The organism is Streptomyces sp. NPDC033966 (assembly GCF_055575955.1).
Window position 1 is genome coordinate 56,305 of the sequence record NZ_JBVIRQ010000014.1, and the last position, 14,060, is coordinate 70,364.

A 14,060-nucleotide genomic window follows, 5' to 3' on the forward strand; every position below is an offset into this window, starting at 1 on the left:
ACGACGCCATTGCTCCGCTCTTGAACGAAGGCTGGAGGCAGTACACCGGCTACGGCTCCGCACTCGCCCTCCTGGCCCCCGACAGCATGGCTGCCCTGGAGTACACCACCGGCCGCCTCGACCCGCAGGACGAACTCACCACACTTCGGCCCGCTGGTGCATGGAAGGCGGCCCCAAGGGCCCCCGCTGGTACGCCACCGCCTCCACCGGCACCCCCGTACCGCTGGTCGCCGCGATCACCACCGCGCTCGCCGACCCCGTCCCGGTCGCCCACCGGGACCTCGCCGCCGCCGACGTGGTCACCCGCGGCGACATCGTCGACCAGCTCCACGACAACGTCGCGTACAGCCTGTGGATGCTCTCCGAACCGCTACCGGAAGGCACCGGATCCCCCTCCGCGCCGCCACTGCGGTACTGACACCCCCGATGACCAACCCTGTGACCTCCGGTGTCCAACCCCACTGACATCTCGATGTCCAACGGCACTGGTGACAACCGTGTCTTTGGTGGGCCTCCCGTCCGTGCTGTCAGCTGGTTCGCGGATTCCTTGCTGCATGCCAGGCGTCGGCGAGGGCGCTCACGTTAGGCAGGCGCTTATCAGGCTCCACTGCGGTCGCCTTTGTGATGACAGTCAGCTGTGCAGGGGTTCCGCGCCACTGCGTCTCCTCGTCACCGGCGTCGAGGAGGAGGCGCAGCGCCCGGCCGAGGTTGAAGACCGTGGTGCGGATGTCGATGAGCGAGCCGCGGACGAACTCCTCGGGTGCCATATAGCGGCTGGAGCCGGGGAGACGGTCGGCTTCCAGCGTGAACGGTCCGGGGCGGTACTCGTCCAGATCGCAGAGCCTCATTCGCTGCTGGTCGAAGTCGTAGAGCATGCAGCCGTCGTAGAGGTCGACGGCCACGTACCCAGCATCTTCTACAGCCAGGTGGGCGCCGATAAGCGATTCCAAGGCGTCATTGATTTGAGCGAGCGGCTGGGCCCTGAACCGTGCCATAGGGCTGCCGGGAGCGGCCCGTCCGCCATGCCGTGACCGGGTCGGATGGTAGAGAACCTCGCCGCCCATCCACGGGTAGACAAGCACAGGACTGACGGCCGTGGCGAAGGAATGCACCAGGGGCACGATCGCCGAATGCGCGACGGCGCGGTGGACCGAGATTGCCCGGTGCAGCGAGGCGACGGTTTCGGGCGTCGATGCGGTCTTAACGAACCAGCGCTGTCCCGACGCCAGCAACCCGTACGAGGTGCAGCCGGAGTCTTGATCGTCGAACCTCTGGAACACCGTGCCCAGTCGGTCCAGCAGAGGCTCGATCTCCGGGGTGTGCGTCACGTCCTGGAACGGGTGCGTCATCATTTCCTGAATGGTGTCATTCCGTGCACCGGCGTGCAGCGGTTTCGCGGCGATGCCCGGCGTCGTTGGCGATCGCCACTGATGGATCTTCTGCTGCTCCAGCCACTTGAAGACCTCGGTCTTCTTGTAGAGGACCTTGGCATTCCTGCCTCGGCCGAGTTTGTACCCCTTCAGGCCGAGCTTCGAGGCTTCCTTGTAGACCCGGCTCCTGGACATATTGAGCATCGTCGCAACCTCGGTCGAGTCCATGAGCACGGGTTCGACCGGGCGGCTCCCGTGGGGCGAGCCGGTTCCAGAGCTCGTCCTTTCGGGGGGCGTTTGCGGGCCTGTGGTCAATGGTGCTCCTTTGGGGCTGGCCGTGCCGATCCCGAAGGCGGGCGGCACGCGGTCTGGCAGGAAGTCGAGGCATCGGTGCGTGCCCGCCGAGTGGCACCGCCAGGTGCTGTCGCGCGGACAACCCCAATGGTCACGAGAATCCCCGGTTTCGCTGACCGGGCTTTTGCCGCTATGTTCCGCGCCCGCCTCGATGTGCCGTTGCCCGTGGCGAGCCGCGAGCGGCGCCGCCGAGGGCGTCGGAGTAGGTGCCGCAGCCTGGGCGGGTTGATCCGTGTGCAGGCGCTGGCGCGTGCCGACCGTCGGCTCGCCGCCGTGGATCCGCTCACAGTGAAGGTGGTCCTGGACGACTGCCGACGGTCGTTGCGTAGGCTGGCGTCGTCGTCGCGGTGGGGGTGCGAGTGAGCCGGCTGAGCCCCTCGAAACCTGCCTGACGGTGCGTCAGAAAAGTCGGCAATTGGTCAGCATCAGTCCTCGAAAACCTGGTGAAAGCTGACCGGACATGCGACTCGTTGTAAGGTAGGGAAACCGCCCTTGACCTGCAAAAACGCAGGCAGGGAGCCTATGCCCAGGAGTACCTCGATGATGCGTACAATGTTCAAGTCCAACACCTAGTATCTGGACATACGTGCAGGTTGCAGGGGTGTTGCGGGGTCCCAGGTCAGCAATCACTCAGGACGAGACCGGACTGTGTTGCGCCGATGCTGACCTACAAGCGTGACAGCGCGGCCTCTCCAGCCCGTACCGGAATACCCCCACATGGCCCGCCAGCTCGCCGTGGCATGGGCTGGTTCTTCAAGCTCTGCGAGTGTGCCAAGCTGATGCGCCGCCCGCATGCGTACGCGATAAACGACTTGCTGTCCGATGGGAACGCAGAGTCGACCCGGAGCTGCTTCCATCTCGCGCGGACCATATCGGGACCGCGCGCGCATGCCGACTGACGATCATTGGTTGATCATGGCTAGCTTCGGGATCGAATTTGAGCCAAGTTGACCCAGAAGGATCGTTTCATTCCCCGCAAACCGGCCTTAATTGCGGGCCGAGGACGGCTACGCGGGGTTGCGGATTGGCCGGGGTGGGCGCACGTTTTGGAGCACCAAAGGGTGGGAACGGTTCGGCGTCCGTCCCCGTGGCAGCAGTGAATCGTGAGCCTATGGGCCGTCTCGGAGGGAGAAACCATGTCCCAGGAACTGACATTCGCGATCCTCGTCCAGTCCCCGATCAAGGGGCATGACCCGGACGCGCCAGAGACCCGCCACGGGATGATCTCGAGCTCGTGACGGGGCGTCACCGGTTCGTATCGCTGCGGTGCCGGGACTCCGGCGGTCTGCTCGTCGTGCTCGCGCAGCACCTGCATGTCCTGGTCACGCAGACGCCGCCGCGTGACCAGGACATGCGCGCCGGAAGGGAAGCAGGGATCTCATGACAGTGCAGGCCATCAAGCTGCCCATACTGCGGATGCCGTACCCGGTGCGGGTGAATCCGTACCTGCTGGCCCTGCGCGAGGAGACCGAGACGTGGGCGCGAGAGATGGGCATGCTGGACAGCGGCGAAGCACCGTCGGCCCGCCGGGCAATCTGGACCCTGAACCAGTTCCACGCCATGACCGTTGACCAGCTGACCGCCTGGGCTCTTCCTGACGCCTCACTCACCGACCTCCGGCTCAATCACCGGCTCAACCTCTGGGCTCTGGCCTGGGACGACTACTTCGCCTCCGCCTTCAAACGGACGGGCGACCTCACAGGCGCACAAGCCTTCACCGCCCGCCTCCATGCCTTCCTGTCGCCGGAGCCGGGCGCCCGGTTGCCGGAGCCGACCAATGCCGTCGAAAGGGGCATGGCCTACCTCCAGCAACGGCTGTTCCCCCCGAGAATGGCGCACTGGCAGCAGGGGCTCAACCGTGCCCTGGCACGGTACATCGACGCGGGAGTTCAGGAACTGGCCAACAGCCGCGCCGGCCGTGTCCCGGACCTCATCGAGTATGCCCAGTTCCGCCGTGAAAGCTTTGCCGCCTATACCGCCCCCTACTCCGTCGAACTCTCCACTGGCGCACGGATCCCTGAGCAGATCCGGCACAGCCGAGCCTTCTGCGCATTGCTCGACGCCTTCATGGACTACATGGGAATGGCGAACGACATTGCCTCCTATCAGCGGGAAGTCCATGACGAACACGACGTCAACAACCTCGTCATAGTCCTCCAAACATCCCTGCGCATCACCGTCCAGGAGGCGATGCGTGCGGCCGCCGATCTGGTGACCGCCCGACTACGCCACTTCGAGCACCTCATACGGAGCGAACTGCCCCCGGTCGTCCAGCGAGCCGGGTTGAACCACGGCGAACGGATCGAGCTGGAGGCGTGGCTCCGGGGAGCCTGCAGTTTCCTGTCCGGCCTCCATGCGTGGTACACCGGGGCGCCTCGCTACGTTCCGGCAGACGGTCCGTTCCAAGAGCAACGGACTTCCACCGCCGCTGCGCCCACCGGCGAGCGGTATGTCTCAGCGTCATCAGGCCTCACAACGTCGACGCACGCGTGAAGGGCGCCGTACGACGAGCGCGACGTGGGCGCCGAGTGGTTCATCGTGGTCCACCTGTCCGCACTGGATACGCGGCAACTACGACCGGGCGAGCGCTGCCCACCGGGCGCTGCACCGCGGAGAGAGTCCCGCCCGGCCGCAGACGCCGAACGCCTGGGCCGGGGAGCTGTGGACGACCTGCTGTTCCCGCACAGCCGCTTTCGACTCAGGAGCCGCGCCCGACGGTACGAGCATTTGGTTGGTGCTCGCCCAGCTCGGAGGAGGCTGCCGACCCACGCCGTCGGGCAGTCTCCTAGGCTGTGGTGCTCGGCTCTGATGCGAGCTGCGAGGCCTACAGCCTCCGCAGAAACCGCCTCAGCCGCGCCCCCCACGAGGTGCGGGGTTCGGTTGGGCGCGACAACTCGGGCTCGGATACCGGCCATTGGGACGCCGTCGGAATACTGCTGCTCGGCGGGGGCGCGGCCGGCAGCGGTGTCAGTACATCATGGGCTTCCCGACTGCGGGACGCGAACTTCACGGGCAGCGCCGTCAGATGCCGGGACCAGGTGGAGGAGCGCCAGGTGAGCTCTTCCTCGGGCACCGCCAGGCTGATGTCGGGAAGCCGGGTGAGCAGGATGTCGATGCCGGTATCGGCGATGACACGGCCGATGTCCTGGCCCGGGCACTCATGGGCGCCGGCGCTGAAGGACAGGTGCGCGCGGTTGTGGTGCACGCGGGTCGAGGGGTCCGGGCGGACCACCTGATCGACGTTTCCGGCGGCCAGGCCCAGCAGGAGCATGTCTCCCGCCTTGATCTCCTGTCCTCCGAGAGAGGTGTCACCGGTGGCCCAGCGGCCCGGGCACACCATCAGCGGTGGCTCGTCCCAGAGCACTTGCTCCACTGCTTCCGGCAAGGTCATCTGGCCGCCGGCCAACGACCCGCGGAACCGCGGGTCGGTGACCACCATTCGGAGCACGTTGGACATGAGATTGGCGGTCGTCTCATAGCCCGCGAGCAGGATGAGGCGCAGGTGGTGCTGAACCTCCTCGTCCGTGAGGCCGGCCGGGTGGGCCATCAGTACGGATGCGATGTCCTGCCCGGGCAGGGCGCGCTTGGCGACGACAAGCTGCTCGAGGGTCTCCAGCACGTAGGCGTTGCTCGCGAGCGACGTTTCGGTGCCCTTGAAGAGGTCCCGGGCGGCGTGCACGAGCTTGGGGCCGTACTCGTCCGGCATTCCGAGCAGGTGGGTGAGAACGAGCATGGGCAGGTGCTCGGTGAACTGACCGACCAGCTCCGCGTTGCCCGTTTCGCAGAACTCATCGACCAGCTGGTGCGCGAAGCGGGTGATGTGGCGGCGGATTCCGCGTTGGTCGAACTGGTTGAGGCCGGCCGTGACCGCGCCGCGCAGGCGCTGGTGCTCTTCGCCGTCCGCACATACGCAGTCGGGTCGCCAGCCGATCATCGGCACCAGCGGCGAGGTGGTGGCGTCGATCTCGCCGCTCTTCCAGCCGTGCCAGGTGCGGGGGTCGCGGGAGAACTGGGTGGAGCGGCTGGCCACATCACGGTTCTCGAGGTATCCCAGGACGAGCCAGGCCCGTACATCTCCGTCGAGCAGGACGGGCGCCACCGGACCATGGGCGGCACGCAACTTTTCGTACAGGCCCATGGGGTCGGTCTCGGCAGCGGCGCCCCAGAGCGGGGTCGCTGCGTCGAGTCCCGTGGCGGTGTGGGCCGGGCAACCCGGGGGCGGGGTGAGCCCTGGTTCCGTGGTGGTGTGGTCAGTGGGTGGGACGGTCATACGGTCTCCTGAGCGGCGGCGAGGGTGCACAGGTAGCCCATCAGCGAGAGCAGGGCGTCGCGGCTGGACGACCGGTCGCGTGCGTCACAGGTGATGATGGGCACCGATTCGTTGAGCGCCAGAGCAGTACGCAGGGCTGGTACCGGGTGCTGCGGCGCCTCGGGGAAGGTGTTGACAGCCACGACGAAGGGGACGCGGCGGTCTTCCAGACGGGTGATGATCTCGAAACAGACTTCGATCCTCCGGGTGTCGACGAGGACCACGGCACCGAGCGCGCCTTCGAAGATGCCGTTCCACAAGAACCAGAAGCGCTCCTGTCCCGGCGTCCCGAAGAGATAGAGGATCAGCTCCTCGTTGATGCTGATGCGGCCGAAGTCCATAGCAACGGTCGTGGTGTTCTTACCTTCCGCACCGGGATTGTGGTCGATCCCGACGCCGGCCTGAGTCATGGTTTCTTCGGTGGTCAGGGGCGGGATCTCGCTCACCGCCCCGACCATGGTCGTCTTGCCCACCCCGAAGCCGCCAACAATCACGACCTTGACTCCCCTGGCGCCGTGCGGCAGCAGCACGTCCGAGCGGCGGGGGCGGGCGGCGGGTGCATCAGAGCCTACGTAGTCCATGGATCACCGCCTCCAGAAGGCCAAGTTCGGGGACCGCCGCGACAGGTACGGGAGCAGTAGCCTGAACTCGCTCGTTGTCCACGAGCTTGGAGAGCAGCACCGTGATGACGCTGAACGGCAGGCTGAGATACGCGGAAATCTCGGCCACCGACAGCGGGTATTGGCACATGGTGAGGATGGCTGCCTGCTCGGGCTGCATACCAGGTTCGGGTGCGGACCTCGATGCGACGAGGGTGACCAGGTTGAAGGCTTTGGCTGAGGAACCTGGGCCACCGGAGATGACATAAAGCGGCACGGGACTGCCTTCGTCCCATGCGTCCTGGTTCTGTGACGTCACATCGCCTGCCCGACGTCCTCACGAGGCGGGCTGGTCATGTGCTGGCCGATCCGGACCACCAGCGTACGCATGCGGTCGCCCAGCAACCCCGCGTCCACCTCCGCATCGGCCAGCACCGCGAGATAGGCCCCGGGTCCGGCCGCCATGAGGGAGAAGTATCCGCCGTCGACTTCGATCCCGACCATGTGGGTCGAGCCGTCTCCGTGCGGGAACTTCTGTGCGATGGCCTTCGCCAGGCTTTGGATGCCCGAGCAGGCAGCGGCGATCGCGTCAGCGGTGTCGGGCTCCGTGTTCGCTTGACCGATGCACAGACCGTCCGACGACAACACGACCACGTGTCGCACGTACGGGACGCTGGCTGCGAGCTCCTTGAGCATCCAGTCCATGTTGGGCAGTGGCGGCACGGTTACTCACCCTCGTCTGATGGCTCGATGGTTCGAATGGAAGGGCCCGTACTCGGTCTCTTTTCGCCGCTGAACGCCTCCCACATCAGGCCTGGCTGCCGAGGTGCGCCGGCCGTTCCCGGGGTGGCGGCCGGAGCGGCCGGGGGATGGGGGGACGTGCGGACGACCGGTGTCAGGACGGGTGACTCGCGTCGCCGCTGCGGCAGTCCGTTCACCGTCTTTTCGGCCTCGACGGAATCTGCTGCGGCATCGCGCGTCATCGTCGGCCTCGGCACGGCCGGTGCGCCCGTGGGCCTCGGCGTGACCTGTTGGACTTTCGGGGCAGGCTGCTGAACTGTGGTGATCAGGCGCCGCGGAACGAGCACGACGGCCCGCACGCCTCCGTACGCGGAGGTGCGCAAGTCGACGTCGAGGCCGTGCTCGCGGGCCAGCCTGCTGACGACGGGCAGGCCGAGCTGCGTCGCCTCGCCCAGGTCGGCCAGATCCATGCCGGAGGATGCCTGAGCCATCACGCGGTCGATGCGCTGGCGGGCCTCTTCGGTGAGCCCGACCCCACGGTCCTCGATCTCGATCGCGACACCGGAGGGCACCTCGCTCGCGGTCACCTCGACCGGGGCGTGCGGCGGTGAGAAGGTCGTGGCGTTGTCGAGCAACTCGGCGAGCAGGTGGATCAGCGGCTCGGCTCCCGGGCCGATCACAGCCACCTCTGTCACCGACTGCAGCTTCACGCGGGGGTAGTCCACGATGCGGGACATGGCTCCTCGCACGACGTCGTACAGCGGGATCGCCTTCGACCACTGACGACCGGGCCGGGCGTCACCCAGTACCGCGATGCTGGCCGCAAGGCGCCCGATCAGGGCATTGCGATGGTCGATGTCCTGCAGGCCATGGGAGACCACTACATCCGTACCATGCAGGATCTGCATGTCGCGCAGGTCCTTGGCGAGCTGATGCACGATCGCCTGGACCCGCCGGGCGATCGCCACCAGTGCCCGCTGCGACGAGTCCCGTGTGCGTTCCTCGGCATCCACGGCTTCCAGGAGCGTCCGCAGAGCTGCCCGGAGCGCTTCGGCGAACTCGCTGTCGAGATGTTCCCCGAACGGGACGGACTGAAGGATCTCCGAAACGGGCTCACCCTGCTGCAGGCGGGCGACAGCCGCGGGGAGGAGCTCTTCGGCGAGCCATACAGTGGTGGCCCGCTGATCGGACAAGCGCGCGAGCAGCACGGTCTCGCGTTGCGCGTAGTACCGCTGTACCTCGGCATTCGCCCGCGCGTAGCGGGCCGCCTCTGCCGAGCGCGTCCGGCGCGTCGTCTCAGTTGAAGTGATGGCCGTCAGGACGACCGCGACGAGGCCGCACCAGGCAACCGGCGTGCGTATCTGCGCGGAAACACAGATCAGCACCACGACGCAGGCCCCAGCCAGGACACCAGGGGGGATTAGCCATGCTGGAGCAGTTGCACGTGGCAGCGCTCTAGGGGTTGAACCTGCACGAACCATCGAAGGGTCCCTAAACAGTCTGGAATTAGTGGACTGGGCGTGATGCGGTGCGACGACAAGAACGGTCGGGACTTCGCTCGGCCGGGCAAAGATGTTCCAATGGGTGTGCCCGACGGGCCGGTTCGAGATCGCATCGGTGGTCACGCCTCTCTGCGGCCAGGCTTAGTCTGCGCGCAATGCGACGTTCGACTCGCGGTGAGTGCAGCGCAACACGCGGGGCGAGCATAGTCAGTTCGGGTACGCCAGGTGGCCTTGACTGGAGCGAAAAGCTCCGTTGATCGATCTGGACCCATAGTTGATCGATCACCGCCGTGACACGCACTGAAAATGGATGGAATCGACTGCATCCAGCAGCTTGCTGCTCATGGCTCCCAGATCCGGCCTCCGCCACCTCGAGGCCCGTGCGTGCCATGGAGCAAGGACGCCTCCGCAGGCACGGCATTGGCGTCGTCGTACGTCACCTGCCTGTCGGGTGGCGAGGGGGGATCCGTGATCCTCTGGCCCGCCATTCGCTGTCGGGAAAACCTCCTTCGCGAATGGCGCCGAGTCACCCCTGCCACGTACAGGCAATTCACATTTCGCCACGCCAAGGAGCCTTGCAGCTGCGGTCCTGGTGGCACGTCTACGGGCACGGGGATCGCGGACAGGCCCGTCGAGGCTGCGGCCGAGGCCCTTCGCGTAGCCGGAGTAGATCACGATCCGTTCCGGATCCGCGGCGGCGGCGCGCACCCGCCGCAGATATCCGACCACGACATTGCGCGGTACGGCGCTGCCGCGCGGATCGCCTTAGTCGAGCGCTGCCGTCGGCAAGGTGCGTGCCGCCTCGAGCCCGGCGGAGCGGCCCATGGTCAGGACGGAGAGGAGCGCGAAGGGGGCGATCAGTGTGCCCATTGCGCGCCGGTGAGGCCGACCGCCGCTGCCAGTGCGGCGGCTGCGGCGATCAGGCCGGCGAGTGCGGCGGTCAGGTCGAGCCAGTGGTTCGAGTCAGGCGAGGCGTTCCCCGTCGGGTATGCCCATGGCAGGCCGGGCCCCGGTCGGCCCCGGAGCGTCGGCCGTGCACCGCTCTGTCAACCGGCCGAGCTTGCTGGCCGTGAGCGCGGCGGCCGCTGTGATCGCGACCCCCGCCCCCACCGATCCGGCATCCCGCCAGTCGGCCCGGTCCAGGTTGGCGCGCACGATTGCCGCCTGGGCGCCGACGAGGATATGTGCTGCGTTCCAGGAGCGTCGCGGAGTCCATGGCGAAGGTCTCGTGCAGGCGTCCGAGGAGGGCGTCGAGGAAGGAGAGGATCTCGGACTCGGCGCGCAGCCGCGAGTGTCTCGACTGGTCGTCGTTCGGCAGCGGGTCGGAGGGTGCTGGAGAGCTACCCTACCGGCCTGACGGCGCGTCGGAAAAGTCGGCAAACGGTCAGCATGAGTCCTGAAAGACCTGGGGAGAGCTGACCGAAGATGCGAATCGTTGTAGGCTCCGGAGCACGCCCTTGACCTGCGGTAAGCAGGCAGGGAGCAGACAAACCGGGAGTTATTTCATGCTTCGCACCATGTTCAAGTCCGATACCTAGTGCCGCGTCAGGCAACGTTTGCCCTGTCGTGATGTGACGCGCCGTCCGGGTGCTGTGCCGGGCGGCGGGCGACGGTCACCCTGTCCGGGTGGCGATACGAGTGCAGGTCCGTGAGATCGATGACGCCGAGGGGCGGCTGCTGCTGCGGATCATCCGTCGGGGCACCGGGTCGGTGGTGACCTGGAGGCGGGCCCAGATGGTGCTGCTGTCCGCGCAGGGCATGCCCGTGGCCAGGATCGCCGAGGTGTCGTTCACCAGCGGCGACCGGGTCCGGGATGTGATCCACAACTTCAACACCGGCGGCTTCGACTCGCTGTATCCGAAGTACAAGGGCGGCCGGCCCAGGACCTTCACGCTGCCCGAACGCCGCGAGATCAAGAAGATCGCAAAGTCCAAGCCCACCGAGCATGACCTGCCGTTCTCGACCTGGAGTCTGACCAAGCTGGCGGACTTCCTGGTCGCCGAGGGGGTGGTCGACGACATCAGCCACGAGGGCCTGCGCATCCTGCTCCGCGAGGAAGGCGTCTCCTTTCAACGGCTGAACACCTGGAAGACCTCCCGTGATCCGGACTACGCGGCCAAGAAGGCCCGCGTCGAGCACCTCTACGCGATCGCCGACGGCGAGGTCAATACCCGAGGACGGCGAGCCCGAAGTCATCTTCTGCATGGACGAGTTCGGTCCCCTCAACCTGGTGCCCCACCCGGGCCGCCAGTGGGCCGAACGCGGCGGCAAGCACAGGGACCCCGACCGTGAACCCCGCCGACGGCGCCGGGCGACCTACAACCGCTACGGCGGAGTGCGGCACCTGTTCGCCGCCCTGGACCTGGCCAAGGACAAGCTCTACGGCCACATCAAGCCGATCAAGAGGCGGACCCAGTTCCTGGAGTTCTGCCGCTACCTGCGCAGCCTCTAACGCCCGAGGTCCGGATCGCGATCGTCAGTGACAACTTCTCCCCGCACCTGACCACGAAGAAGTGCCAGCGCGTCGGCACCTGGGCGGAGGCGAACAACGTCGAGATGGCCTGCACCCCGACCAACAGCTCCTGGCTTAACCGCATCGAGGCCCAGTTCACGGCCCTGCGCTACTTCACCCTCGACGGCACCGACCACGCCGACCACAAGGAACAGGGCAGCATGATCCGCCGCTACATCATCTGGCGGAACCGTCACGCCGACGACTGGCGCCTACGCGCCGTCGTCGGCAGGGCAAACGTCGCCTGAGGCTCAGCCGATTTTCTTGCGCATCTTCACCGAGGTCGTCTCGTAGCCGAGCGACTCGTAAAGGCCATGTGCGCCGGTGTTGAACCCGGCGACGCTGAGACCCAGAGTATGAGCGCCCCGCGCCCGGGCGTATTCCTCGCCGAGGAGCATGGCCATTCGGCCCAGGCCCTGACCACGCTTGTCGGCGTCGATCACAATGTCCCAGACCCACCAGGCACCGGCGTCGTCACTCCTGTCCGGTCCGATCCAGAGGTAGCCGACGGCTACCCCGGCATCGTCGACCACATCGAAGACCGCGTGATCCGGGGTCGGTGGCCCGGACGGAAAGGAGAGCGCCATGGTCTCGTCCGCCTGCCGGTAGGCGTCCTCGGACGTCTGCCCCAGAGCAACGAGCTCCTTGGCGTACTCGGCTCGACTACGTTCGAGCCAGGCAGGGAAGTGTTCGGCGTCCAGAGGACGGAGGGTCGCAGTCACCGGCCCAGCCTTCCACACCGCCGACGCCTGAGCGCTGTCACCCCCGCTCAGGCGTCACGGCACACGATCAACAGGGCAAACGTTGCCTGATCCGGCACTAGCATCTGGGCATTTCCGCAGTTCAGCGGCATGGTGGCCGGGATTAGGTCAGCAAACGGTCAGCATCGGACCCGACGGCCGCACCCGACGGCAGCCTTGCCGTGGGCGGCCCCGGCTTCGCAGTGACCGAACTGCGAGACCATTCTGCCGTTTCAGACGGCGCAAGGTCCTGACGAGCCACCGCCGCCCCCACGCCTGATCGTGCCTCCCGTCTCTCCTGGCGGGGTGTCGACCGAGCCTGCGCTGAAGCCGGTTGAACGGAGACTGGTCGAGGATCCGCAGCGTGTCGCGACGCCGCGTGATTGGATCACCTGCAGGTCTCCAGGCTGCGGGGACGGATGCCTGCAGCAAGCTCCGGTTAGGGCCTGTCCGACGGATCAAGGTGTCTTCGTAGAGTCGGCGTCGTTGCTCACAACATGAACATCGCGAAGCGCGCTTTCACTGCCGTCCTCCTCGTCGGAGCCGCCGTCTCACTCGCCACGCCAGCCATGGCCGACGAAAGTCCCGCTCCGGGCGAATGGAGTTGGAGTTGGAAGAGCAACATGCAGAATCAGAACGGCCTCCTCAACCTCGCCAACAACGGCAACCTCTGCACCGGTTTGGCTGGGGTACTGGCTCCCGCTGCCACCTGCAGCAGCAGCTGAGGCTTCATGCCTGTGACGTGTGCCCCCCTGTCTGTGGATGGAGAGGGCACACGCACAGCGTCCGCACCCGCTCCGCACTACGTTCTCCGTCGGCGGGTGGCAACCCCCCCTCGCCCGGCGGATCATTCACGGAGCCAGAGTCGGATGGCGGCGGTGTGACGGTGCCGTGGAAGACATAGGCGCGCTTGTCGTGACGGGTAGCGACGGCCCGGTGGTGTTTGAGCCGGTCGATCGTCCGCTCGACCTCGTTGCGGCGCTTGCAGAGATCGCTGTCGAAGCCGGTGGGACGGCCGCCCTTGCTGCCACGGCGCCTGCGGTTGGCTCGCTGATCCTTCGGTTCGGGGATCGTGTGCTTGATCTGCCGTCTTCTCAGGTGTTCGCGGTTGCGGCGTGAGCTGTATGTCTTGTCGCCGCTGACGTGGTCCGGGCGGGTGCGGGGGCGCCCGCCGCCGGCCCGGGCGACGCGGATCCGTGCGAGGACTTCGGTGAACTGGGGTGCGTCGCCCCACTGGCCCGGCGTGACCAGCAGGGCCAGGGGGCGGCAGCCGCCCTCGCCGCCGAGGTGGATCTTGCAGGTCAGGCCGCCCCGGGACCGGCCGAGCCCCTCGTCGGGACGGTGGTTCCGAGGCGTGGTCCTTTTTTCGGGACTCGCGGAGTGGTCTTGCGGGCGTCGGCGGCGTGCTGGTGGGCGCGGCAAGTGGTGGAGTCGACGCCGACCGTGGTCCAGTCGAGCTTGCCCGCCAGGTCGGCTTCGGCCTGTACCGCATGCAAGATCCGATCCCAGGTGCCGTCGGCCGACCAGCGCCGGTGACGCTCGTAGACGGTCTTCCAGCTGCCGTACCGATCCGGCAGGTCTCGCCATGGAATCCCGGTCCGCACCCGGAACGGGATCCCGTTGACCACCTGCAGGTGATCGCTCCAGCGTCCACCGCGCAGCCTGGCCGCAGGCAGGCGCGGTTCCAGCCGTACCCACTCCGCATTCGTCAGATCGCCCCGCCCCACGCCGGACCCAACGACCAGGCAAGAAGGCAGTTACAAGATCCGCCGGACAGAACCTGACGGCACGCCACTATTGATCCCAAACGCTTTGGGTTCAGGGTCATTGACGGTGTGTGAGTGAGCTGGTGGGGATGCCCGGACCTGGTCGCCGGATGCTCGGGGGATCCAGTAGCTTTTGGTGCCGCCGCCGCATCCGCATCCTGTCCCCA

At 66.9% G+C, this 14,060-nt stretch carries 11 protein-coding genes and 2 pseudogenes; 4 read left to right on the forward strand and 9 right to left on the reverse strand.

The window, feature by feature from the left end; translation table 11 throughout:
- Nucleotides 1–31: 31 nt before the first annotated feature.
- Nucleotides 32–418, forward strand: a complete 387-nt coding sequence (locus ACZ518_RS31710) for an SPDY domain-containing protein (protein ID WP_469116573.1) — start codon at nucleotides 32–34, stop codon at nucleotides 416–418.
- A gap of 109 nt (nucleotides 419–527) precedes the next feature.
- Here ACZ518_RS31710 and ACZ518_RS31715 read toward each other — a convergent pair whose 3' ends face one another.
- The gene (locus ACZ518_RS31715) at nucleotides 528–1,598 is read right to left on the reverse strand and encodes a helix-turn-helix domain-containing protein (protein ID WP_469116477.1); all 1,071 of its coding nucleotides are present in this window, start codon (nucleotides 1,596–1,598) and stop codon (nucleotides 528–530) included.
- 1,506 nt (nucleotides 1,599–3,104) lie between these two features.
- On the opposite strand from ACZ518_RS31715, the gene ACZ518_RS31720 reads away from it, so the two are divergent.
- Nucleotides 3,105–4,217, forward strand: a complete 1,113-nt coding sequence (locus ACZ518_RS31720) for a terpene synthase family protein (protein WP_469116478.1) — start codon at nucleotides 3,105–3,107, stop codon at nucleotides 4,215–4,217.
- A gap of 331 nt (nucleotides 4,218–4,548) precedes the next feature.
- Here the strand turns inward: ACZ518_RS31720 and ACZ518_RS31725 are convergent, their stop codons facing one another.
- From ACZ518_RS31725 to ACZ518_RS31750, 6 genes are all read right to left on the reverse strand, one after another.
- Nucleotides 4,549–5,994: a cytochrome P450 gene (locus ACZ518_RS31725; RefSeq protein WP_469116479.1), complete on the reverse strand. Its 1,446-nt coding sequence runs from the start codon at nucleotides 5,992–5,994 to the stop codon at nucleotides 4,549–4,551.
- Complete coding sequence (locus tag ACZ518_RS31730; RefSeq protein WP_469116480.1) at nucleotides 5,991–6,614, reverse strand: GTP-binding protein; 624 nt, start codon at nucleotides 6,612–6,614, stop codon at nucleotides 5,991–5,993. The genes ACZ518_RS31725 and ACZ518_RS31730 overlap by 4 nt, the downstream gene beginning before the upstream one ends.
- A complete protein-coding gene (locus ACZ518_RS31735; protein WP_393749686.1) occupies nucleotides 6,595–6,951 on the reverse strand; it encodes a DUF742 domain-containing protein in 357 nt (118 codons plus the stop codon). The genes ACZ518_RS31730 and ACZ518_RS31735 overlap by 20 nt, the downstream gene beginning before the upstream one ends.
- Nucleotides 6,948–7,337: a roadblock/LC7 domain-containing protein gene (locus ACZ518_RS31740; protein WP_053788756.1), complete on the reverse strand. Its 390-nt coding sequence runs from the start codon at nucleotides 7,335–7,337 to the stop codon at nucleotides 6,948–6,950. The genes ACZ518_RS31735 and ACZ518_RS31740 overlap by 4 nt, the downstream gene beginning before the upstream one ends.
- Nucleotides 7,338–7,357: 20 nt before the next feature.
- The gene (locus tag ACZ518_RS31745) at nucleotides 7,358–8,761 is read right to left on the reverse strand and encodes an ATP-binding protein (RefSeq protein ID WP_469116481.1); all 1,404 of its coding nucleotides are present in this window, start codon (nucleotides 8,759–8,761) and stop codon (nucleotides 7,358–7,360) included.
- A gap of 1,077 nt (nucleotides 8,762–9,838) precedes the next feature.
- Nucleotides 9,839–10,030: a hypothetical protein gene (locus tag ACZ518_RS31750; protein ID WP_469116482.1), complete on the reverse strand. Its 192-nt coding sequence runs from the start codon at nucleotides 10,028–10,030 to the stop codon at nucleotides 9,839–9,841.
- A gap of 471 nt (nucleotides 10,031–10,501) precedes the next feature.
- Here ACZ518_RS31750 and ACZ518_RS31755 point away from each other — a divergent pair.
- Nucleotides 10,502–11,635 (forward strand): annotated as a pseudogene (locus ACZ518_RS31755) (IS630 family transposase).
- A 3-nt stretch (nucleotides 11,636–11,638) separates the two neighbouring features.
- Here the strand turns inward: ACZ518_RS31755 and ACZ518_RS31760 are convergent.
- Nucleotides 11,639–12,109, reverse strand: coding sequence for a GNAT family N-acetyltransferase (locus ACZ518_RS31760; protein ID WP_469116483.1), 471 nt, complete (start codon nucleotides 12,107–12,109; stop codon nucleotides 11,639–11,641).
- A 515-nt stretch (nucleotides 12,110–12,624) separates the two neighbouring features.
- On the opposite strand from ACZ518_RS31760, the gene ACZ518_RS31765 reads away from it, so the two are divergent.
- Nucleotides 12,625–12,852: a hypothetical protein gene (locus ACZ518_RS31765; protein ID WP_469116484.1), complete on the forward strand. Its 228-nt coding sequence runs from the start codon at nucleotides 12,625–12,627 to the stop codon at nucleotides 12,850–12,852.
- A gap of 122 nt (nucleotides 12,853–12,974) precedes the next feature.
- Here the strand turns inward: ACZ518_RS31765 and ACZ518_RS31770 are convergent.
- Nucleotides 12,975–13,854: pseudogene (locus ACZ518_RS31770) on the reverse strand (IS5 family transposase).
- Nucleotides 13,855–14,060 lie beyond the last annotated feature (206 nt).

What these genes read in the sequence shown, in the direction of transcription:
- ACZ518_RS31725 (WP_469116479.1), bottom strand. Translation starts at nt 5,994, where the DNA reads ATGACCGTCCCACCCACTGACCACACCACCACGGAACCAGGGCTCACC.
- ACZ518_RS31720 (WP_469116478.1), top strand. Translation starts at nt 3,105, where the DNA reads ATGACAGTGCAGGCCATCAAGCTGCCCATACTGCGGATGCCGTACCCG.
- ACZ518_RS31740 (WP_053788756.1), bottom strand. Translation starts at nt 7,337, where the DNA reads ATGGACTGGATGCTCAAGGAGCTCGCAGCCAGCGTCCCGTACGTGCGA.
- ACZ518_RS31730 (WP_469116480.1), bottom strand. Translation starts at nt 6,614, where the DNA reads ATGGACTACGTAGGCTCTGATGCACCCGCCGCCCGCCCCCGCCGCTCG.
- ACZ518_RS31765 (WP_469116484.1), top strand. Translation starts at nt 12,625, where the DNA reads ATGAACATCGCGAAGCGCGCTTTCACTGCCGTCCTCCTCGTCGGAGCC.
- ACZ518_RS31715 (WP_469116477.1), bottom strand. Translation starts at nt 1,598, where the DNA reads ATGGACTCGACCGAGGTTGCGACGATGCTCAATATGTCCAGGAGCCGG.